Consider the following 17,656-nt stretch of genomic DNA (forward strand, 5'->3'; position numbering starts at 1 on the left):
CGCGACTCCCATCAGTGTACCGGCCACACCCATAGGATCAGCGGCGTGCCGACCACCAGCACCAGGAACGACAGCGGCGCCCCCAGGCGCGCATAGTCGCCGAACCTGTAGCCGCCCGGGCCCATCACCAGCGTGTTGCACTGGTGGCCGATCGGGGTGAGGAAGTCGCAGCCCGCGCCCACCGCGGTCGCCATCAGGAACGCCTCGGGCCGATAGCCGAGCTCGCCGGCAAAGGTCGCCGCGATCGGCGCCATCACCAGCACGGTGGCGGCATTGTTGAGGAACGGCGTCACTGCCATCGCCGAGACCAGGATCAGCGCCACTGCGCCCCAGGGCGGCAGGATCGCGGCGAAATGCCCCAGCCAGTCGCCGATCACCTGGCTCGCGCCCGTGGTCCTGAGCGAATCCGATACCGGGATCAGCGCGCCGAGCATCACCAGGATCGGCCATTCGATATGGTCATAAGCCTCGCGCACCGGCAGTGCGCCGAGCAGGATGGTCAGCCCGGCGGCGGCAAAGAACGCCACCGCAACCGGCACATAGCCCGTCGCCGTCGCCGCCATCGCGCAGGCGAGGATCGCCAGCGGCAACAGCCCCTTGCGCGCGCTGCCCAGCCGCAGCGTCCGCTGGGCGAGCGGCAGGCAGCCGAGCTCGGACAGCCGCTCGAACAGCAATTCGAGCGGTCCCTGCAGCACGATCACGTCGCCGGGCGCGAGCGCGATCTCGCCCAGCCGCTTGGCGAGCCGCTCGCCCTGGCGCGAAACCGCGATCAGGTTGACCCCGAAGCGCTCGTGCAGCCCCAGCCGCCCGGCGGTGCGCCCGATCAGCGGGCTGTCGGTGCCGATCACCGCTTCGATCACGCCGACCTCGCCCTGGGCGCCCTCGGGCGCCTCGCGCTGCGCGCCCTCGAGTTCGAGCCGGTCGGCGGCGATCACGCGCTCGAGGCTGTCGGGCGGGCCGGCGAGGATCAGCAGGTCCTCGGGCTTCAGCACCGCGTCGGGGAACGGGATCGATCGGATGCCGGCGCGCAGGATCGCGGTCACCTGCACCTCGCCGTCATGCCGCTCGCGGAACGCCGCGACGGTCTCGTCGACCGCGGGCGAGCCCGCCGGGATCTCGGCCTCGGTCACATAGTCCTGGATGTCGATCGCCTCGCCCAGCGTCGGCGCGGCGCGGCGGTCGCGCGGCAGCAGCCGGTAGCCGAAGCGCAGGAAAATGAGGCCCATCAGCGTCAGCCCCAGGCCGACCGGCGCATAGTCGAACATGCCGAACGGGTGCCCGGTCATCTGCTCGCGCACCCGGCTGACGATGATGTTGGGCGAGGTGCCGATCAGCGTGATCAGCCCGCCGAGCAGCGATGCGAACGACATCGGCATCAGGTACGCCGCCGGTGCGACGTTCGATTTCTTCGCCATCTGGAACGCGACCGGCATCATCATCGCCAGCGCGCCGATATTCTTGACCAGCGCCGACGCGAAGCCGACCGAGGCGCAGAGCAGCAGCAATTGCGAGCGGACCCGCGTCACGCTGCGCTGGAGCATCAGCATCGCGCTCTCGATCACGCCCGATCGCTGCACCGCGCCGGAGAGCACCAGCGCCGAGGCGACGATGATCACGATGTCGTCGGAAAAGCCGGTAAAGGCCTCTTTCGGCTTGACGATGCCCAGCGCCAGCGCGGCGAGCAGCGCGATCACCGCGACCATGTCGTAGCGCAGCTTGCCCCAGATGAAGAGCAGCATCATGCCGAACAGCACGCCGACGGAAAGCAACTGGGGAGTGGTCATCGCTGGGGAACGCCGCGCGATGGTTTCGGGTCCGCCACTATCTCATTCCTCCCCGAGCTCGCTCGGGGAGGGGGACCATTTGCGCAGCAAATGGTGGAGGGGTCGGCGCGAACGCGCCGGTGCCCGAGTTCCAGAGTCGGATCGCCCCCGGCGCACGTTCAACCCCCGAACGCCCCTCCACCACCGACCTGCGGTCGGCGGTCCCCCTCCCCCAGGCAAGCTGGGGGAGGAATCAAAAACTCAATGCACGGTCCCCACGGCGCGGCCGACCGACATCAGCACGATCAGCCGCTCGATCTGGCGCCAGCGGCAGAAATGGATGTGGTTGCCGAGGTCGCGGCTATGGTCGGCGCGCGCGGCGGCCTCGCTGCCGGCGAGCTCGCCGAACAGGGCGATCAGCTCGTTGGCGTCGGTGATTTCGCGGCGGTCGCCGAGATAGGGCATCATATCCATGCGCGCGCCGATGCGCGTGCCGTGCCAATTCCCGTGGAATCAACGCTTTGCGCGCCACACGATGCTGAACTTTCGCTAACCATCCCGGAATCGCCGTGCCAGCTGCCCCGGCATGGCACAGGTGGCGTCCCGCCGCGGGACGTGGCAGAGACGCAGCATGACCAAGACGCCCTCCAAGACCCCGCTCGCCGGCGGCTTCCTCCTCGCGATCAGCCTGATCATCGGCGTGTTCGTCGGCATCGCGAAGGGCGAGGCATCGTTCGGGTTCATCATCGGCCTGGGCGTCGGCCTGGCGCTGCTGCTCGCGGTATGGCTGGTCGATCGGATGCGCGTGGGGCGGTAGCCATAAATTCCTCCCCGAGCTCGTCTCGGGGAGGGGACCATTCGCGCAGCGAATGGTGGAGGCGCGGAACGCGGCGGTGGCCCGCCGCCCCTCCACCACCGCCTTCGCCGGGGAAAGGCTCAGCTCCGGAGCGGTCGCCTAGATCGCCCGCCCCAGCCACGCCACGCGCCCCACCACGTCCACCGCCCGCGCCGGCACCGTGCGCGTCTCCCATTCCGGATTGTCCGAGATCACCTCGATCCCGCCGACGCCGATGCGCAGCCGCTTGACCATCAGCTCGCCGTCGAGCCGGATCACGAACACCCCGCCGCGCCCCTCCACCCGGCGCTGGTCGCGGTTGACCAGGATCTCGTCGCCGTCCTCCAGCGTCGGCGCCATCGAATCGCCCTGCACGCGGATCACCGACGCCGCCTCGGGCCGCACGCCCAGCGCGCGCAGCAGCTCGGGCGAGAACTCCGCCCCGCGCCGCCGCCGCGCCTCGCCCTCGACCAGCCCGCCCGGCCCGGCCGACGCGCCGACATCGAGCCGCGGCACCGCCACCAGCCCGTCCGCCTCTGGGCCGCCCAGCCGCGCCTCCGCCACGCCGAAATAGCGCGCGAGCAGCGCCCGGTCCGTCTCGGCCAGCAGCCGCGGCGTGCCGCGCACCAGATATTGCTGGAGATAGGCCAGGTTGCGCCCGAGCAGCCGCGACAGCTCGGACAGGCTCGCGCCCGTCTCGGCGATCAGCGCTTCCAGCGCGGCGCGTTGCGCATCCGGATCCATGGCGCATCCATACCCGTAGGAATTTTCCTAGACAAGTAGGAAATATGGAACAAATTAAGAACGATCTTCAGCGAATCGAGTCGGGAGATCGGAGCAATGACAGTGCATCGCGAGATCGAAAAATTCCTTCGGGCGACCAACATGCCGCCCACCAAGTTCGGCCGGCTGGCGGTGCGCGATCCGCGCATCGTGCTCGACCTGCGCATGGGCCGCGAGCCCGGCCCGCGCATGATCGCGCGGCTCAAGGCGTTCCTCGCTGCCGAGAAAGCGGCGCAACAGGCCCGCCAGCAGGAGCCCGGCCAATGAGCCGCGGCCCCGATGCGGAAACGCTGCTCCGCCGCGCGCTCGAGGCCGGCGCCGAGGCGGCCGGCTGCCCGGTCACCCTGGTCCAATCGGACTGGACGCGCTGGGCCAGCGCGACGTTCACCGGCGCGCGGCACTTGCTGTCGCTCGCCGCCCCGCCCTCCCCGGCGCTCGACGCCTGGATCGCAGGCCTGCCCGAGACCGAGCTGCGGCTGCGCGGCCATCTCGTGGCGGACCTGGTGGTCGAGCATGTCCGCCGCGCCGAGGACCGGGTGACGATCGCGCTGGAGGTGCTGACGGTGGAGGAAGGGCGGTGAGCACGCGCCCTCTTGGTTCCCCGGCGAAGGCCGGGGAGCAGCTTCGTTCAACGCTCAGGAAGGATCACGCCGTGCGCCGCGCCAGGTTGCGCAGCGTGACCAGCGCTTCTTCCAGCCCGCGCTCCTGCGCCTTGGCCTGGGCGCGCGGCGTCGCGGTCAGCCCCTTGTCGGCCACCCCGCGCTCGAGCCGGTCGAGCAGCGCGTGGATCGAGGCGTCGGTCTCCGGCCGCACGATCCGCTCGCGCGGCGCGGCGGCGGGCGCCTCGGCGACCGGCGGCGGCACATGCGCGCGCACCGGCGGCGTCAGCTCGAACACTTCGAACCGCTCGGTCTCGTCGAAGATCGACGGGCGCGGCTGGCGGCGCAGCGGCGCGAGCGGCACCGGAGCCGGCTTGGGCACGGCCGGGATTGCCTGCGGATCGAAGGCCGAGAGCGGCTGGTCGAAGTCGCTCGGCAGTTCCTGCTCGGCAAGCGAGTCGCGCGCGTGCGCGTGAATGTCGGGGCTTTCGTGACTTTCCGGCGCTTCCGCGACCGGTTCGGCGACCTCGGCAACCGGAGTCGCCGCCTCTTCCACCGGCGCCGTCATCGGCCGCGGCGGGAAGATCGCGTCGAAATCGACCGTGTCGTCCTCGATCGCGGCCGGCGCGGCGGCACGGACCTCGAGGAACGGGCGACCCAGGTCGCGCGTGGCGAGCAGGGGCGGGCGCGGCGGCGCGTCAGGGTGCGCATCGGCACGGCGCAGCACCGGCACGGCGACTTCCTCCGGGTCGACCGGCTCGGCGTCGCCGCCGATGGTCAGCCCGCGCGAGCCGAGCAGGATGAAGGCGGAGAGCCACATGAACGCGCCGACGAACGCGCCGCTGCCCAGTGCCACCGCCAGCCGGGCGGTCAGGCCCAGCGGCGGCTCGGCCATCGCAAGAACGGAGGGGAGACCGGAGTCCATCACCAGCGCCTCGAGCGCGGGCACGGGGATCATCGCCACGCCAAGCGCAGCGAGGCCGCCCGCGACCAGCGCGATCAGGGGCGCCAGCGGCAGGTTCATGCACGCACCGTCTGGGGGAGGGGCCGCGAGTCTTCCATGGCCCCCATTTTGGCGAGTCTTTGGTAAACGGAGTCATAACGGCCGACATTGATCGCCCAGCTTCGCTCGGCCTCGACGAACGCGCGCCCGCGCTCGCGCCGCTCGTCCCACTGGTCGCGATCGGCGAAGAGCTGCGCGACCGAGGCGGCCAGCGCCGCGGGGTCGTCGGGAGCGAACAGCGTGCCGGTGTCGCCGTCGCGGATCAGCTCGCGGTGTCCGCCGACATCCGAGGCCGCGACCAGGCTGCGCTGGGCCATCGCTTCCAGCGGCTTGAGCGGCGTCACCAGGTCGGTCAGGCGCATGTGCTTGCGCGGATATACGAGGACGTCGATCACGCTGTAGTAACGCTCGACCTGCTGGTGCGGCACCCGGCCGACGAAATGGATGCGTTCCGCCACCGGCGATGCTGCCGCCTGCGCCATCAGCGCCGCGTCGCACGGCCCGCCGCCGACCAGCACCAGGTGCATCTTCGGGCGCCGGGCGACGAGATCGGGCATCGCCGCGATCAGCACGTCGAGGCCTTCATAGTCGTAGAAGCTGCCGATGAAGCCGATCGTCTCGGCGCCCTCGATCCCCAGCGCCTTCGCCAGCGCCGCGTCGTGCGGCAAGGGTTCGCCGAACAGGCCGAGGTCGACGCCATTGGGCGAGACCAGGATCTTGCCCGCGTCGATCCCGCCGCGCGCCACCAGGTCGCGCTTCAGCCCCTCGCAGATCACCGCCACCGCATCGGCCTTGCGCACCGCCCGCGTCTCGAGCCAGCGCGTCGCCCGGTATTTCCAGCTGCCCTCGGTGCCGGTGCCATTGCCCACCGCGGCGTCTTCCCAGAAGGCGCGGATCTCGTAGATCAGCGGCAGGCCGAGCTTGTCCGCCACGCGCTGCGCCGCCATCGCGCCGAGCACCGGCGAATGGGCGTGGAGCACATCGGGCTGCCACTGCCGCGCCACCGCTTCGATCCGCCGGGCGAACGCGGCAACCTCGCGCAGCTCGCCGATCACCGGCGGCCCGGAATTGACTCGCGGCGTCCGGTAGAAGCGGATGCCGTCGATCGTCTCCTCGTCGGTATCGAACTTGCCGTGGCGCGGGCTGGTCACCGCGGCGACCTCCCAGCCGCGCGCCATCTGCGCCTTGAGGATCGCCCGGGTCCGGAACGTGTATCCGCTGTGCAGCGGCAGCCCGTGGTCGAGAATGTGGAGAATCCGCATGCCCCTCCCCTTGCCACGCGAGCACTTAACGCCGCGTCAACCGCATGCCGCTACACGGGCTCCGGAAGCAGGAGCGCCGACGGGCCCATGATCGACAATCTATCGCTGGCGATCTCGCACGGGCTCATGCTGCTCGCGGCCTTCCTCCTGCTGCGCCGCCCCGATCTCGACCACGAACCCGGCCCGAACGACGAGGCATCCAAGGCCAAGCCCAGCAAATGGGGCAAGCCCGGTGCGTGATCTCGTCTTCGTCGCCTTCCTGCTGGCCTTTTTCGGGATGGGCTTCCGCAAGCCGTTCATCTTCGTGCTGGTCTATGCCTATATCGACATCGTCTCGCCGCAGCGGCTGACCTATCTCCTGCTCAACTCGGTGCCGATCTCGCTGATCGCGGTCGGCCTCTCCGTGCTCGGCTGGCTGGCGATGGACGACAAGAAGGACGTCCGCGTCGCGCCGCGCCAGCTGATGATCCTCGGCCTGCTCGCCTATTGCTTCTACACCACGCTCAACGCCGACTTCAAAGTCGAGGCCTTGGACAAATGGGACTGGGTGTGGAAGGCGCTCGCCTTCGCCGCCTTCCTGCCGCTCACCCTGCGCACCAGGCTGCGCATCGAGAGCCTGCTGCTGTTCATGGTCCTCTCCGCCGCGTCGATCATCATCGTCGGCGGGATCAAGACGCTCGGCTCGGGCGGCGGCTATGGCGAATTGAACCTGATGGTCGCCAACAATTCGGGCCTCTACGAAGGCTCGACCATCTCCACCGTCGCGATCGCGATCATCCCGCTGATCGTCTGGTTCACGCGCTTCGGCACCATTTTCCCGCCCGACTGGAAGGTAAAGGGGTTCTGCTACGCCCTCATCTTCGCCTGCCTGCTGATCCCGGTCGGCACCTCGACGCGCACCGGCCTGCTCTGCATCGGGCTGCTCGCCGCGCTGATGCTGCGCGATAGCAAGCGCAAGCTCGTCTATATCGGCGCGCTCGGCGCCATGGCGCTGATCGCCATCCCCTTCCTGCCCTCGGCCTTCACCGAGCGGATGAACACGATCAAGACCTATCAGGGCGACGCCTCCGCCTCGACCCGCCTCGCCGTGTGGCAATGGACGATGGACTACGCCAAGACCCACCCGATGGGCGGCGGGTTCGAGGCCTATCGCCAGAACCAGATCCGCTACGAGAAGGTCAGCGTCGAGGGCCAGGGCGACGGCAATGCCAAGGTCGATCGCAGCCTCGAGGTCGACAAGGCCCGCGCCTATCACAGCGCCTATTTCGAGATGCTCGGCGAGCAGGGCTATCCGGGGCTGGCGCTGTGGCTGGTGATCAACATCCTCGGCATCTTCCGCATGGAGGTGCTGCGCCAGCGTTATAAAAAAGCCGAGCCTGACCAGCTATGGGTGAGCCCGCTCGCCTCGGCGCTGCAGAGCGCGCACATCATCTACATGCTGGGCGCGACCTTCATCGCCATCGCCTTCCAGCCCTTCGTCTACATGCTGATCGGCGCGCAGATCGGCCTCGATACCTATATGGCCCGCAAGCGCGAGGAGTCCGCCTGGCGCCCGCTGCGCAAGGCAAGGCCGGCGCTGGCATGAAGGGACCCGAGCAAGCCAAAGGGGAGCTTAGGGCGCTCACCAGCGTGCGCGGCATCGCGGCGTGGTTCGTCGTCTTCTTCCATATCCGCAAGTCGATCGCCGACCTGCCCGACGCGGCGATGGCCGTCCTCGCCAAGGGCTATCTCGCCGTCGACTTCTTCTTCCTGCTCTCGGGCTTCGTCATCTGGATGGTGTGGGGCGAACGCATCCGCCTGGGCGGCCTCGCCTCGATCCCGAGCTTCCTCCAGCGCCGCGTCGCCCGGGTCTGGCCGCTCCACCTGTTCATGCTCGGCTTCGCGGTGGCGCTCGCGCTCGCGCTCCAGCTGACCGGCCGGGGCAGCGATCATTTCCCCTGGCACGAGCTGCCGCTCCATATCCTGCTGCTCCAGAACTGGGGCTTTACCGAGCATCTCACCTGGAACGACCCGGCCTGGTCGATCTCGTGCGAGCTTGGCGCGTACCTCCTCTTCCCGCTGCTCGCGCTGGCGATCGACTGGCGCCGCGTGCCGAGCTGGGCGGTGATCGCCTCGATCGCCGCGCTGCTCGCCCTGCTCCACAGCATCTTCGCCAGCCGCGGCGCGACGGCGCTCGGCCAGGAAATCCCCAGCCTCGGCCTGATCCGCTGCATCCTCGAATTCGCCGGCGGCACCGCGGTCGCCGCGCTCTGGCTGCGCTGGCGGGAGGCCTGGCGCCTGCCCGCGCTGGCCAGCGCCGGGATCGCGCTCGCCCTGGCAGCCGCCTGGGCGCTCGGCCTGGCCGAGACCTTCGCCGCCCCGGCCTGCTTCGCCGCGCTGCTGCTCGCGCTGGCGCTGAGCGCGGCCCGCCGCGGCAATCCGCTCGAGGCGGGCTGGCTCCATTATCTCGGCGAGATCAGCTACGCGACCTATCTGTCGCACTATCTGCTCTGGTTCGCCTTCAAGCTCGCCTTCGTCAGCGACGCGCATGCGGTCAGCTGGCCGTTGGTCGCCGCCTTCCTTGCGCTGGTCCTCGCTGCATCGGTGACGCTCTACCACCTGGTCGAGCGCCCCGCGCAGAAATGGGTGAATGGCGTCAGACTGGCATCGGCACGGTCGCCAGCGCTTCGATCACGGCGCGGTTGAACGCCGGGATATCGTCGGGCTTGCGGCTGGTGATCAGCTTGTCGTCGACCACCACTTCGCGGTCGACCACCTCGGCCCCGGCATTCGCCAGGTCGGTGCGGACCGACGGCCAGCTGGTCACTTCGCGGCCGTCCACGACATCGGCCTCGACGAGCAGCCAGGGCGCATGGCAGATCGCCGCGACGATCTTGGCATCGTCCATGAACTCGCCGACGATCTCCACCGCGCGCTCGTTCATCCGCAGCTTGTCCGGATTGGCGACGCCGCCGGGCAGCACCAGCGCGTCGTAATTCTCGGTATCGACCTCGTCCACCGTAGTGTCCGGCGTGATGCTCTCGCCCTTCTCGCCGCCCTTCTCGCCGGTGATCGGCCTGGTGTCGAGCGACGCCAGCGTCACTTGCGCCCCGGCATCGATCAGCGCCTGGCGCGGCAGCATCAGCTCGTCCTGCTCGAAGCCGTTGGTCGCCATCATCAGAACGCGGACATGGGAAAGATTGGTCACGGCTAGCTCCTTGCAAACACGCCGGCTCAACCGGTCGGCCCGCCGCGGGTTCCGGAACGAAGCGGCAGGCCGCGCATTGACCGGGACATTGCGAGGAGGCTCCCTTGTCCCACGACGATATCGTCTATGTCGATGATCACACGCCAGGAATCACGCGCCGCAAGGTGCGTCACGGCTGGGGCTATTGGGATGCCGAGGGCGCGCGCATCAAGGATCGCGAGGAGATCGACCGGTTGAACGCGATCGGCCTGCCGCCCGCCTATCACGACGCCTGGTTCTGCCCAGATCCGCGCGGCCATATCCAGGCGACGGGCTATGACGACAAGGGCCGCAAGCAATATCGCTATCATGCCGGCTTCCGCGAGGCGCAGGAGGCGGCGAAGTACGATCGCTGCGCCGGCTTTGGCGAGCACCTGCCCAAGCTGCGCGCCAAGGTGGAGCACGACCTCAAGCTGCGCGGCCTGTGCAAGGACAAGGCCGTCGCCGCGGTCGTCCGCCTGCTCGATCTCGGCACGATCCGCGTCGGCAACGAGCAATATGTCCAGGCCAACAAGAGCTTCGGCGCCACCACGCTGCGCAAGCGCCACGCCAAGGTGAAGGGCCAGACGCTGCGCCTCCAGTTCCGGGCCAAGTCGGGCAAGATGCGCGTGCTGACGATCACCGACGGCTCGCTCAGCCGCTTCGTCAAGAAGTGCCAGGACCTGCCCGGCCAGCACCTGTTCCGCTGGATCGACGATGCCGGCGAGGCGCATCCGGTCACCTCCACCGACGTCAATTGCTGGATCCGCGAGGCGATGGGCGAGGATTTCACCGCCAAGCATTTCCGCACCTGGGGCGCGAGCGTCCTCGCCTTCCAGGCGCTGGCGGCGGGCGACGGGCATGTCGGGCTCAAGGCGCTGCTCGAGCCGGTGACCGAGGCACTGGGCAACACGCCGGCGATCGCGCGCAAATCCTATGTCCATCCCGCGCTGATCGATCTGACCAAGGATCGCGAGGCGCAGGCCGCCTGGCGCGAAACGCTCCACTTGCCGCGCGCCACGCGCTGGCTCAATCGTTACGAACGTGGTTTGATCGCCTTTCTCGAAGGCGAAGCCGCGCATAACCAGCCCCGAAAGGCCGCATGAGTACCAATATCGAACTCCCCAAGAGCGGCGCGGATCTCCAGGTTCAGGCGCGCAGCTTCGTCCAGGAAGCCGGCCAGTGGCTCCACAACATCCAGGATAACTGGCTGACCATCGCCATCGCCACCGCTGTCGCGGTGGTGGTGTTCTTCGGCCTGCACATGGTGCGGCGCTGGGGCCTGCGCCTGTGCAAGCAGGGCGAGGGCGTCGCCAACTGGTATGCGGTCGTCGGCCGCGCCGTCGCCAGGACCGGCAACTTCTTCATCCTGATGACCGCGATCCGGCTGGTCATCGGCTATGTCGATGCGCCGCCGATGCTCTACACCACGGCGACCTTCCTGTTCACGATCGCCGCGGTGTTCCAGGCGACGATCTGGCTGCGCGAGGTGATCCTCGGCGGGATCGAGCATCGCACCGCGTCGGAGGAATATCAGGGCTCGAGCCTGGCCAGCGCGATCGGCATCATCCGCCTGCTGGTGACGATCATCCTGTTCGCCATCGCCTTCGTCGTGGTGCTGAGCAATCTGGGCGTCAACGTCACCGGCCTGGTCGCCGGCCTCGGCGTCGGCGGCATCGCCATCGGCCTCGCCGCGCAGGGCACCGTCGCCGATCTGCTCGCGGCGCTGGCGATCATCTTCGACAAGCCCTTCCGTGTCGGCGACACGATCCTCTACGACAAGAGCAAGGGCACGGTGGAGCGCATCGGCCTCAAGTCCACCCGGCTGCGCGGCCCGGGCGGCGAGGAGCGGATCGTCGCCAACAAGAAGCTGCTCGACTACGAGATCCTCAACAGCACCAACCGCGACTATCGCCGGATGGCGCTCACCTTCGCGATCGCCAACAGCGTGCCGGCGGAGAAGCTTGCCGGGCTCAGCGATCTCGCCAAGCAGGTGATCACCGAGGAGAAGCTCGTCTTCAGCCACGCCTGGTTCACTGGCGTCGTCCCCGGCGCGCTTACCTTCGAGGTCGAATTCGATTCACCGTCCCCCAGCGCCGATCTGGCCGATGCGGCGAAACACCGCGTGGTGATCGCCATGCTCAGGCGTTTGGAAGCCGAAGGCATCCGGCTCTACGTACCGGCGATGCTGCAGGCAGAGGCATGACATGACCGACACGCCGGACGCGATCTTCACCCGCTACGAGGATGCCATCCGGCGACGCGACGCCGACGCGATCGTCGCCGATTATCTGCCCGACGCGATCGGCTACGATCTCGCCCCGCCGCTGGTCCACCGCGCGCCGGCGATGCTCGACCCCGAAGGCATCCGGCAATGGTTCGAGACCTGGGAAGCCGACCTGCGCGTCACCCACCGCGACGCGCAGGTGCTGGAGCAGGGCGACCTAGCGGTCGTGCATGCGCTCCAGCACATGACCGGCACCAGAAAGGGCGAAGGCCCGTCGAGCCTGTGGTTCCGCGCCACCATCGCCGCGCGTCGCGTCGAGGGCGCGTGGAAGATCGCGCATATCCACACCTCGGTCCCCTTCGCGATGGACGGCAGCGGCAAGGCGCTGCTCGATCTCGAACCGGAGGATTGAGACGATGCTCAAGGACCACGCCTCCCACGCGATCCTCCCGTGCAAGGACATCGCCATCGCACGCGCCTTCTACACCGAGACGCTCGGCCTGCCGCTCGCCGCCGATCACGGCGAGGTCTTCCTGCTCCGCACCGGCGCGACGCTGCTCAACGTCTATCGCAGCGACTTCGCCGGTACCAACCAGGCCAACGCCGTGGTGTTCGACGTCCATGACGACCTCGAGGCCATCGCCGCCGACCTGCGCGCCAGGGGCGTCAAGCTCGAGGAATATCCCGACGGCTTCGACCGGGTGGAAGACGGCGTCCACATCCTCGGCAGCTTCCGCGCGATCTGGTTCAAGGATCCCGACGGCAACATCCTCCACGCCAATAGCGGCGGCTAGGCCTGAGTCGCGCCTTTTCGAACATCGGGTTCGGTCAAGCGCCGGGAGGCCACCCCACGGATGACGCTACGTCCGTCGCATCTTTCAAATTTCCGGTTGGGCGAGGCTTGCAGGAGCCCCCACGCCGCCACTAGATGGGGCCCGAACAGGCGAGAGGATGGCCCCTTGGCGACGATCACGGTGCAGCAGATGGCCGAGAGCATCGGCACCGAGCGCGTGTCCGACTGGGTCGAGGTCACCCAGACGATGATCGACCAGTTCGCCGAGGCGACCGGCGATCACCAGTTCATCCATGTCGATCCCGTCCGCGCCGCGCAGACGCCGTTCGGCGGCACGATTGCGCACGGCTTCCTGTCGCTCTCGCTGATGCCGATGCTCGGCGCACGCGCCGGCGCCCCCGCGATCGAAGGCGCCAGGATGGGCGTCAACTATGGCGGCAACAAAGTCCGCTTCATGCAGCCGGTCCGCTCGGGCAAGCGCGTCCGCGGCCGTTTCAAATTGCTGAAATTCACCGAGCGCAAGCCCGGGGTCTGGGAGCAGGTCCAGGAATACACCCTCGAGATCGAGGGCGAGGAAAAGCCCGCGCTGATCGCCGAGTGGATCGCGCTGGTATATGTTTGACGTCAACTAGCCCCTCCTCCTCGGGGGAGGGGTTGGGGTGGGGCCTCGCCGCGGGCGACTGCGATGGAGGCACTGCCCCACCCCAACCCTTCCTCTGAAGGGGAAGGGCCTAAACGAAGAAGGAACACTCCATGTCTCGCTCCGCAGTCATCGTCTCCACCGCGCGCACCGGCATCGGCCGGGCCTATCGCGGCGCATTCAACGCCACGCCGGCGCCGACGCTCGGTGCCCATTCGATCAAGGCCGCGGTCGAGCGCGCCGGCATCGATCCGGCCGAAGTGCAGGACGTCGTGTTCGGCGCCGCGCTCCAGCAGGGCAGCACCGCGGGCAACATCGCCCGCACCGCCCTCCTCCGCGCTGGCCTGCCGGTCACGGTCGCCGGCATGTCGGTCGATCGCCAGTGCGCCTCGGGCCTGATGGCGATCGCCACGGCCGCCAAGCAGATCATCGTCGACAACATGGACATCACCCTCGGCGGCGGCGTCGAGTCGATCAGCCTGGTGCAGACGCCGCAGATGCGCCTCGAGCCCGATCGCGAGCTGCTCGCCATGCACGCCGACATCTACATGCCGATGCTGCAGACCGCCGAAGTCGTCGCCGCCCGCTACGGCATCGGCCGCGAGCGCTGCGACGCCTATGGCCTCCAGTCGCAGCAGCGCACCGCCGCCGCGCAGGCCGCGGGCAAGTTCGACGACGAGATCGTCTCGGTCACCGCGACGATGAACGTCGTCAACAAGGAGACCAAGGAAGTCTCGCAGAAGGAAATCACCCTCGCCAAGGACGAGGGCAACCGCGCCGATACCACGCTCGAGGGCCTGCAGGCGCTCAACCCGGTGCTGCCGAACGGCACCGTCACCGCCGGTAATGCCTCGCAGCTGTCGGACGGCTCGTCGGCCAGCGTGCTGATGGAAGAGAAGGTCGCCGAGAAGCGCGGCCTCCAGCCGCTCGGCCGCTATATCGGCATGGCCGTCGCCGGCACCAAGCCCGACGAGATGGGCATCGGCCCGGTCTTCGCGATCCCCAAGCTGCTCGAGCGCTTCAACCTCAAGATGGACGATATCGGCCTGTGGGAGCTCAACGAGGCGTTCGCGGTGCAGGTGCTCTATTGCCAGGACCAGCTCGGCATCCCGAACGAGCTGCTCAACGTCAATGGCGGCGCGATCTCGATCGGCCACCCGTACGGCATGAGCGGCGCGCGCATGACCGGCCACGCACTGATCGAAGGCAAGCGTCGCGGCGCCAAATATGTCGTCGTCACGATGTGCATCGGCGGCGGCCAGGGCGCTGCCGGGCTGTTCGAGGTGCTGTGAGCCAATTGAAAGTTGGAGCATTTGCGCTTATACAAGTAACGCAAGACTCATGGGGCTTGCCCCGTTGATATGGGCCTCGGTCGTGGCAGCGACCGGGGCCCAAATCGTTCGGGGCCCGGCTGGCAGGCCGAGCCCCTCCCGTCGTGCTTACTTGGAACGCGCCACCTCGATGACCTTGAGGATCAAGGTCGCGAAGGCGAACAACGCAACAAGGATCAGGCACAAGTCTGCAAGACTCATAGTGCCGCCTCCGTTGCTATGGCGGCGGAATTGCCGCCACCTTCGAACCTAAGCTTGATAAGCAATGCCCTGCGCAGCCGACTGATCGGGAATGGAGGCGTCTGTCGTGGCCGCGTGCGTAGTGCGACGCCCAGGCCTTGACGCCTGAGCCGCAGCCACGCACCCTTGCCGGCATGGCAGGCGTGATTCCCTCGGCCGGCATGCAGATCGGCATCGGCCTATCAGTCTGGCTGCGCATGTTCGACTTTCGCGGGCGCTCGACGCGCAGCGAGGCGGCCTATTTCCTGCTGGTCAATATCATTCTCTTCGCGTCGGTAATGGTCGTCATATGGCTCAGCGGCTGGATGTGATTTTTGATCGCTGGCCGAGCTATCGCATGCCTGGCGCGGCGCTCCGGACGGCGCTCGAGATGTTCTTTGTCCCGCCGCTCTTCGCCTATTACGCACGGCGACTGCACGATATCGGTCTGCCGGGCTGGCCGGGCCCTCCACTCGTGCTAGCGACCGCCGCGCTCGGATTCTGGCATGAGCTACCCTTCCGCACCAGCTTCGCGATTGCCGAGCTCCCTTCTTCGCTCGAATATGTTCGCATGGCCTGCGTTATCGCCTTCTACGCGATTATGCTCTGGGCGCCGCAGCGGCATGCCAATCGCTATGGCTCCGATCCGCGCACGGACGCGTTCGCCACCGCATCCGCATGAACTAGCTGCCGGCACTGCATCAGCGCTCAAACCGAACTCGTAACAAACCCGCTTGCTCGCGTCCGCTTGTTCGCTTTTCCCTCTGACAACGCTGCCAAACGCAAGCTTATTGCTTCGGTAACAAGTGTTAGCGATAACAGCGTCCGGACTTCGCAAAGCGGGGCCGAAACAGGAGGGGCGCCGACATGCGCGAAGACGTGGCTTTGGTGGCCGATATCGGCCGCCAATCGGTTCGATTTGGCTTGACCGGCGGCATCGAGGGGCTCGAGCCGCGCGACGTGCGCCGCTTCTCGACCAGCGAGCACCCGACCTTCACCAGCGCGCTCGTCGCCTATCTGAACGGCGTCGGCCTGCAGGACGCACGGCTGCCGAGCGTGCTCGCCGTCGCCGGTGCGGCGCGCGGCGACCTGATCAACCTGACCGGCAGCCGCTGGTACATCTCCTTGTCGGGCGTCGAGGCGGTGCTGCGCGCGCCGCCCCGTGCGCTCAACGAATGCGCGGCCAATGCGCTGGCGCTCACGCTGCTCCCCGCCACGGCCTTCACTGCGCTGCACGGCCCGCCGCCCCGCGCGGTCGAGCCCGGCGGCAATTATGTCGTGATCGGCACCGGCACCGGGCTCGGCGTCGCCGCGCTGATCAGTTCGGGCGGGCGGCTGATGCCGGTGCAGAGCGAGGCCGGCCATATCGCCTTCGCCCCGCAGACCGCGGACGAGCGCAAGTTCGCCGATCATTGCCGCGCCAAGGCCATCCCGCTCGATGTCGAGACGCTGATCAGCGCGCCCGGCCTGTGCCTCGCCTATGAGGCGCTGTCGGGCGGCAGCAAGATCGCCAGCCCCGAGGACGTCACCCGCAACGCCGGGCGCGATGCGGTCGCCGCCGCCGCGGTCCGCATGTTCGTCGAGCATCTCGGCGCCTTTGCCGGCGATCTGGCGCTTGCCTTCGGCGCCTGGGACGGCGTGTTCCTCACCGGCGCGATCAGCCGCGCGCTGCATCCCCAGCTCGTCGATCCGGCCTTTCGCCGCCGCATGGAAGGCAAGGCCGCCTTCCGCCGCCAGCTTTCCGAGGTGCCGGTGGCGCTGGTCAACCGCAACGACCTCGAGCTGCTCGGCGCGGCGGCGGCGCTCGGGAACGCCTGACGCGCCCTGCCCGTTCTCCCGGTACATTCTCTCGGGAGCGCATCATGGCCGACACCAACGAACTCAAGAAGCACCTCTGGAAGAAGCTCGCCGACAGCCCGTTCGTGATGATCGGCCTCGAGGGCGGCCAGCACAGCGTGCCGCTCACCGCGCAGCTCGACGAGGATCAGGTCGACACGCTGTTCTTCTTCACCGGCAAGGACAATCGCCTCGCGCCCGGCGGCAAGGCGATGGCCCAGTTCGTCGCCAAGGGGCATGATTATTTCGCCTGCCTCGCCGGCAACGTCCGCATCGACAACGACTTCGCCCAGATCGACAAGCTCTGGAACAAGCAGGTCGAGGCCTGGTTTCCCGGCGGCAAGGACGATCCCAACCTGGCGCTGCTCCGCTTCGACATCGAAAGCGCAGAACTGTGGGAGGCCGACATGTCGCTTGGCGGCATGGTCAAGATGCTGTTCGGCGGCAAGATCAAGGGCGACGAGGAAGGCAGCCATGCCGTGGTGGAGACGACGGCCGAGAGCTGAGTCCCACTTCTATCCGTCGTCCCGGCGAAAGCCGGGATCTCGGGCGAAGGCGCGGGAGAGAGCCGCACGAGATCCCGGCTTTCGCCGGGATCACCTTTGCTCGATGCAGTGACGGCGCGGCTTTGGCTTGACCCGCCGCCCCACCCACGTCACCCCATCCCCATGACCGGTCCATCGCTCGCCCACCGCATCCGCACCGAGGCCCATGCCATATGGTTCGCGGTGCGCGACCCGCGCACGCCGCTGGCCGCCAAGCTGGTCGGGGTGCTCGTCGCCGCCTATGCGCTGTCGCCGATCGACCTGATCCCGGACTTCATCCCCGTGCTCGGCCTGGTCGACGATGCGATCGTGATCCCGCTCGGCGTCTGGCTGTTCGAGCGGCTGGTGCCTGCGGCGCTCTTCGCCGAGCACCGCGCCCGTGCAGAGATCGAGACGCAGCGCCCGGTCAGCTGGCCGGGCGTGCTGATCATCATCGCGATCTGGGCAGGTGTCGCCTGGCTGATCTGGGGCGTGATCGCGACGAGCGAGTATAACTGATCTCCCTCTCCCCTCCGGGGAGAGGGCTGGGGAGAGGGCTGGGGAGAGGGGAAGTGCGATGCGCTCCACCTCTACCCCTCTCCCAACCCTCTCCCCGGAGGGGCGAGGGCTTTAGGA

At 68.2% G+C, this 17,656-nt stretch carries 23 protein-coding genes; 17 read left to right on the plus strand and 6 right to left on the minus strand.

Annotation, left to right across the window (positions count from 1 at the left end):
- Positions 1-11: 11 nt before the first annotated feature.
- Complete coding sequence (locus tag ABLE38_RS19905) at positions 12-1,784, minus strand: SLC13 family permease (protein ID WP_348975995.1); 1,773 nt, start codon at positions 1,782-1,784, stop codon at positions 12-14.
- 240 nt (positions 1,785-2,024) lie between these two features.
- The gene (locus ABLE38_RS19910; RefSeq protein ID WP_348975996.1) at positions 2,025-2,237 is read right to left on the minus strand and encodes a hypothetical protein; all 213 of its coding nucleotides are present in this window, start codon (positions 2,235-2,237) and stop codon (positions 2,025-2,027) included.
- 157 nt (positions 2,238-2,394) lie between these two features.
- Here ABLE38_RS19910 and ABLE38_RS19915 point away from each other — a divergent pair, with 157 nt between their 5' ends.
- A complete protein-coding gene (locus ABLE38_RS19915) occupies positions 2,395-2,580 on the plus strand; it encodes a hypothetical protein (protein ID WP_348975997.1) in 186 nt (61 codons plus the stop codon).
- Between the two features lie 138 nt (positions 2,581-2,718).
- Here ABLE38_RS19915 and ABLE38_RS19920 read toward each other — a convergent pair whose 3' ends face one another.
- Entirely contained in the window at positions 2,719-3,342 is a 624-nt protein-coding gene (locus ABLE38_RS19920) for a S24 family peptidase (RefSeq protein ID WP_348975998.1), read from the minus strand.
- A 96-nt stretch (positions 3,343-3,438) separates the two neighbouring features.
- Between ABLE38_RS19920 and ABLE38_RS19925 the strand changes: the two genes are divergently transcribed.
- Both ABLE38_RS19925 and ABLE38_RS19930 read left to right on the plus strand, forming a co-directional pair.
- Positions 3,439-3,648 carry a hypothetical protein gene (locus ABLE38_RS19925; RefSeq protein WP_348975999.1) on the plus strand — a complete coding sequence of 70 codons (210 nt, stop codon included), beginning with the start codon at positions 3,439-3,441 and terminating at the stop codon, positions 3,646-3,648.
- The gene (locus tag ABLE38_RS19930; protein ID WP_348976000.1) at positions 3,645-3,962 is read left to right on the plus strand and encodes a hypothetical protein; all 318 of its coding nucleotides are present in this window, start codon (positions 3,645-3,647) and stop codon (positions 3,960-3,962) included. The genes ABLE38_RS19925 and ABLE38_RS19930 overlap by 4 nt, the downstream gene beginning before the upstream one ends.
- Positions 3,963-4,026: 64 nt before the next feature.
- Here ABLE38_RS19930 and ABLE38_RS19935 read toward each other — a convergent pair whose 3' ends face one another.
- Together ABLE38_RS19935 and ABLE38_RS19940 are read right to left on the minus strand one after the other, a co-directional pair.
- Positions 4,027-5,004: a hypothetical protein gene (locus ABLE38_RS19935; RefSeq protein WP_348976001.1), complete on the minus strand. Its 978-nt coding sequence runs from the start codon at positions 5,002-5,004 to the stop codon at positions 4,027-4,029.
- Positions 5,001-6,245, minus strand: a complete 1,245-nt coding sequence (locus ABLE38_RS19940; protein ID WP_348976002.1) for a TIGR04063 family PEP-CTERM/XrtA system glycosyltransferase — start codon at positions 6,243-6,245, stop codon at positions 5,001-5,003. Before ABLE38_RS19940 ends, ABLE38_RS19935 begins: the two co-directional genes overlap by 4 nt.
- Positions 6,246-6,332: 87 nt before the next feature.
- On the opposite strand from ABLE38_RS19940, the gene ABLE38_RS19945 reads away from it, so the two are divergent.
- Genes ABLE38_RS19945 through ABLE38_RS19955 form a run of 3 tightly spaced genes read left to right on the plus strand, consistent with a single transcriptional unit; the run spans position 6,333 to position 8,930 of the window.
- The gene (locus tag ABLE38_RS19945; RefSeq protein ID WP_348976003.1) at positions 6,333-6,485 is read left to right on the plus strand and encodes a hypothetical protein; all 153 of its coding nucleotides are present in this window, start codon (positions 6,333-6,335) and stop codon (positions 6,483-6,485) included.
- Positions 6,478-7,830 (plus strand): putative O-glycosylation ligase, exosortase A system-associated, encoded by a 1,353-nt coding sequence (locus ABLE38_RS19950; protein WP_348976004.1) that lies wholly within the window; start codon positions 6,478-6,480, stop codon positions 7,828-7,830. Before ABLE38_RS19945 ends, ABLE38_RS19950 begins: the two co-directional genes overlap by 8 nt.
- Positions 7,827-8,930 (plus strand): acyltransferase, encoded by a 1,104-nt coding sequence (locus tag ABLE38_RS19955; protein WP_348976005.1) that lies wholly within the window; start codon positions 7,827-7,829, stop codon positions 8,928-8,930. The genes ABLE38_RS19950 and ABLE38_RS19955 overlap by 4 nt, the downstream gene beginning before the upstream one ends.
- Here ABLE38_RS19955 and ABLE38_RS19960 read toward each other — a convergent pair.
- Positions 8,881-9,432, minus strand: coding sequence for a type 1 glutamine amidotransferase domain-containing protein (locus ABLE38_RS19960; RefSeq protein ID WP_348976006.1), 552 nt, complete (start codon positions 9,430-9,432; stop codon positions 8,881-8,883). The two genes, ABLE38_RS19955 and ABLE38_RS19960, sit on opposite strands and share 50 nt — an antisense overlap.
- A gap of 104 nt (positions 9,433-9,536) precedes the next feature.
- Between ABLE38_RS19960 and ABLE38_RS19965 the strand changes: the two genes are divergently transcribed.
- The 11 genes from ABLE38_RS19965 (at position 9,537) to ABLE38_RS20015 (ending at position 17,539) form a co-directional block, all read left to right on the plus strand.
- A complete protein-coding gene (locus ABLE38_RS19965; RefSeq protein ID WP_348976007.1) occupies positions 9,537-10,556 on the plus strand; it encodes a DNA topoisomerase IB in 1,020 nt (339 codons plus the stop codon).
- Positions 10,553-11,656 (plus strand): mechanosensitive ion channel domain-containing protein, encoded by a 1,104-nt coding sequence (locus ABLE38_RS19970; protein ID WP_348976008.1) that lies wholly within the window; start codon positions 10,553-10,555, stop codon positions 11,654-11,656. The genes ABLE38_RS19965 and ABLE38_RS19970 overlap by 4 nt, the downstream gene beginning before the upstream one ends.
- Before the next feature lies 1 nt (position 11,657).
- On the plus strand, positions 11,658-12,089 hold the full coding sequence (locus ABLE38_RS19975; RefSeq protein WP_348976009.1) for a nuclear transport factor 2 family protein: 432 nt from the start codon (positions 11,658-11,660) through the stop codon (positions 12,087-12,089).
- Positions 12,090-12,093: 4 nt separating this feature from the next.
- Entirely contained in the window at positions 12,094-12,471 is a 378-nt protein-coding gene (locus tag ABLE38_RS19980) for a VOC family protein (RefSeq protein WP_348976010.1), read from the plus strand.
- A 189-nt stretch (positions 12,472-12,660) separates the two neighbouring features.
- Entirely contained in the window at positions 12,661-13,092 is a 432-nt protein-coding gene (locus tag ABLE38_RS19985) for a MaoC family dehydratase (protein ID WP_348976244.1), read from the plus strand.
- A gap of 131 nt (positions 13,093-13,223) precedes the next feature.
- Positions 13,224-14,402 carry an acetyl-CoA C-acyltransferase gene (locus ABLE38_RS19990; RefSeq protein ID WP_348976011.1) on the plus strand — a complete coding sequence of 393 codons (1,179 nt, stop codon included), beginning with the start codon at positions 13,224-13,226 and terminating at the stop codon, positions 14,400-14,402.
- Positions 14,403-14,815: 413 nt separating this feature from the next.
- The gene (locus tag ABLE38_RS19995) at positions 14,816-14,992 is read left to right on the plus strand and encodes a hypothetical protein (RefSeq protein WP_348976012.1); all 177 of its coding nucleotides are present in this window, start codon (positions 14,816-14,818) and stop codon (positions 14,990-14,992) included.
- Positions 14,971-15,342, plus strand: coding sequence for a DUF805 domain-containing protein (locus ABLE38_RS20000; protein WP_348976013.1), 372 nt, complete (start codon positions 14,971-14,973; stop codon positions 15,340-15,342). The genes ABLE38_RS19995 and ABLE38_RS20000 overlap by 22 nt, the downstream gene beginning before the upstream one ends.
- 185 nt (positions 15,343-15,527) lie before the next feature.
- On the plus strand, positions 15,528-16,478 hold the full coding sequence (locus tag ABLE38_RS20005; protein WP_348976014.1) for an ROK family protein: 951 nt from the start codon (positions 15,528-15,530) through the stop codon (positions 16,476-16,478).
- 44 nt (positions 16,479-16,522) lie between these two features.
- Positions 16,523-17,002, plus strand: coding sequence for a pyridoxamine 5'-phosphate oxidase family protein (locus tag ABLE38_RS20010; RefSeq protein WP_348976015.1), 480 nt, complete (start codon positions 16,523-16,525; stop codon positions 17,000-17,002).
- 162 nt (positions 17,003-17,164) lie between these two features.
- Complete coding sequence (locus ABLE38_RS20015) at positions 17,165-17,539, plus strand: YkvA family protein (RefSeq protein ID WP_348976016.1); 375 nt, start codon at positions 17,165-17,167, stop codon at positions 17,537-17,539.
- Positions 17,540-17,656: the final 117 nt, after the last annotated feature.

The sequence above is a fragment of the Sphingomonas sp. KR3-1 genome, assembly GCF_040049295.1.
GTDB lineage: Bacteria > Pseudomonadota > Alphaproteobacteria > Sphingomonadales > Sphingomonadaceae > Sphingomonas.

Coding starts and splice junctions, on each gene's coding strand:
- ABLE38_RS19990 (WP_348976011.1), top strand. CDS start 13,224: ATGTCTCGCTCCGCAGTCATCGTCTCCACCGCGCGCACCGGCATCGGC.
- ABLE38_RS19955 (WP_348976005.1), top strand. CDS start 7,827: ATGAAGGGACCCGAGCAAGCCAAAGGGGAGCTTAGGGCGCTCACCAGC.
- ABLE38_RS20000 (WP_348976013.1), top strand. CDS start 14,971: ATGGCTCAGCGGCTGGATGTGATTTTTGATCGCTGGCCGAGCTATCGC.
- ABLE38_RS19930 (WP_348976000.1), top strand. CDS start 3,645: ATGAGCCGCGGCCCCGATGCGGAAACGCTGCTCCGCCGCGCGCTCGAG.
- ABLE38_RS19975 (WP_348976009.1), top strand. CDS start 11,658: ATGACCGACACGCCGGACGCGATCTTCACCCGCTACGAGGATGCCATC.
- ABLE38_RS19935 (WP_348976001.1), bottom strand. CDS start 5,004: ATGAACCTGCCGCTGGCGCCCCTGATCGCGCTGGTCGCGGGCGGCCTC.
- ABLE38_RS19995 (WP_348976012.1), top strand. CDS start 14,816: ATGGCAGGCGTGATTCCCTCGGCCGGCATGCAGATCGGCATCGGCCTA.
- ABLE38_RS19915 (WP_348975997.1), top strand. CDS start 2,395: ATGACCAAGACGCCCTCCAAGACCCCGCTCGCCGGCGGCTTCCTCCTC.
- ABLE38_RS19905 (WP_348975995.1), bottom strand. CDS start 1,784: ATGACCACTCCCCAGTTGCTTTCCGTCGGCGTGCTGTTCGGCATGATG.
- ABLE38_RS19925 (WP_348975999.1), top strand. CDS start 3,439: ATGACAGTGCATCGCGAGATCGAAAAATTCCTTCGGGCGACCAACATG.
- ABLE38_RS19980 (WP_348976010.1), top strand. CDS start 12,094: ATGCTCAAGGACCACGCCTCCCACGCGATCCTCCCGTGCAAGGACATC.
- ABLE38_RS19970 (WP_348976008.1), top strand. CDS start 10,553: ATGAGTACCAATATCGAACTCCCCAAGAGCGGCGCGGATCTCCAGGTT.
- ABLE38_RS19940 (WP_348976002.1), bottom strand. CDS start 6,245: ATGCGGATTCTCCACATTCTCGACCACGGGCTGCCGCTGCACAGCGGA.
- ABLE38_RS20015 (WP_348976016.1), top strand. CDS start 17,165: ATGACCGGTCCATCGCTCGCCCACCGCATCCGCACCGAGGCCCATGCC.
- ABLE38_RS19920 (WP_348975998.1), bottom strand. CDS start 3,342: ATGGATCCGGATGCGCAACGCGCCGCGCTGGAAGCGCTGATCGCCGAG.
- ABLE38_RS19985 (WP_348976244.1), top strand. CDS start 12,661: ATGGCCGAGAGCATCGGCACCGAGCGCGTGTCCGACTGGGTCGAGGTC.
- ABLE38_RS20010 (WP_348976015.1), top strand. CDS start 16,523: ATGGCCGACACCAACGAACTCAAGAAGCACCTCTGGAAGAAGCTCGCC.
- ABLE38_RS19910 (WP_348975996.1), bottom strand. CDS start 2,237: ATGGATATGATGCCCTATCTCGGCGACCGCCGCGAAATCACCGACGCC.
- ABLE38_RS20005 (WP_348976014.1), top strand. CDS start 15,528: ATGCGCGAAGACGTGGCTTTGGTGGCCGATATCGGCCGCCAATCGGTT.
- ABLE38_RS19945 (WP_348976003.1), top strand. CDS start 6,333: ATGATCGACAATCTATCGCTGGCGATCTCGCACGGGCTCATGCTGCTC.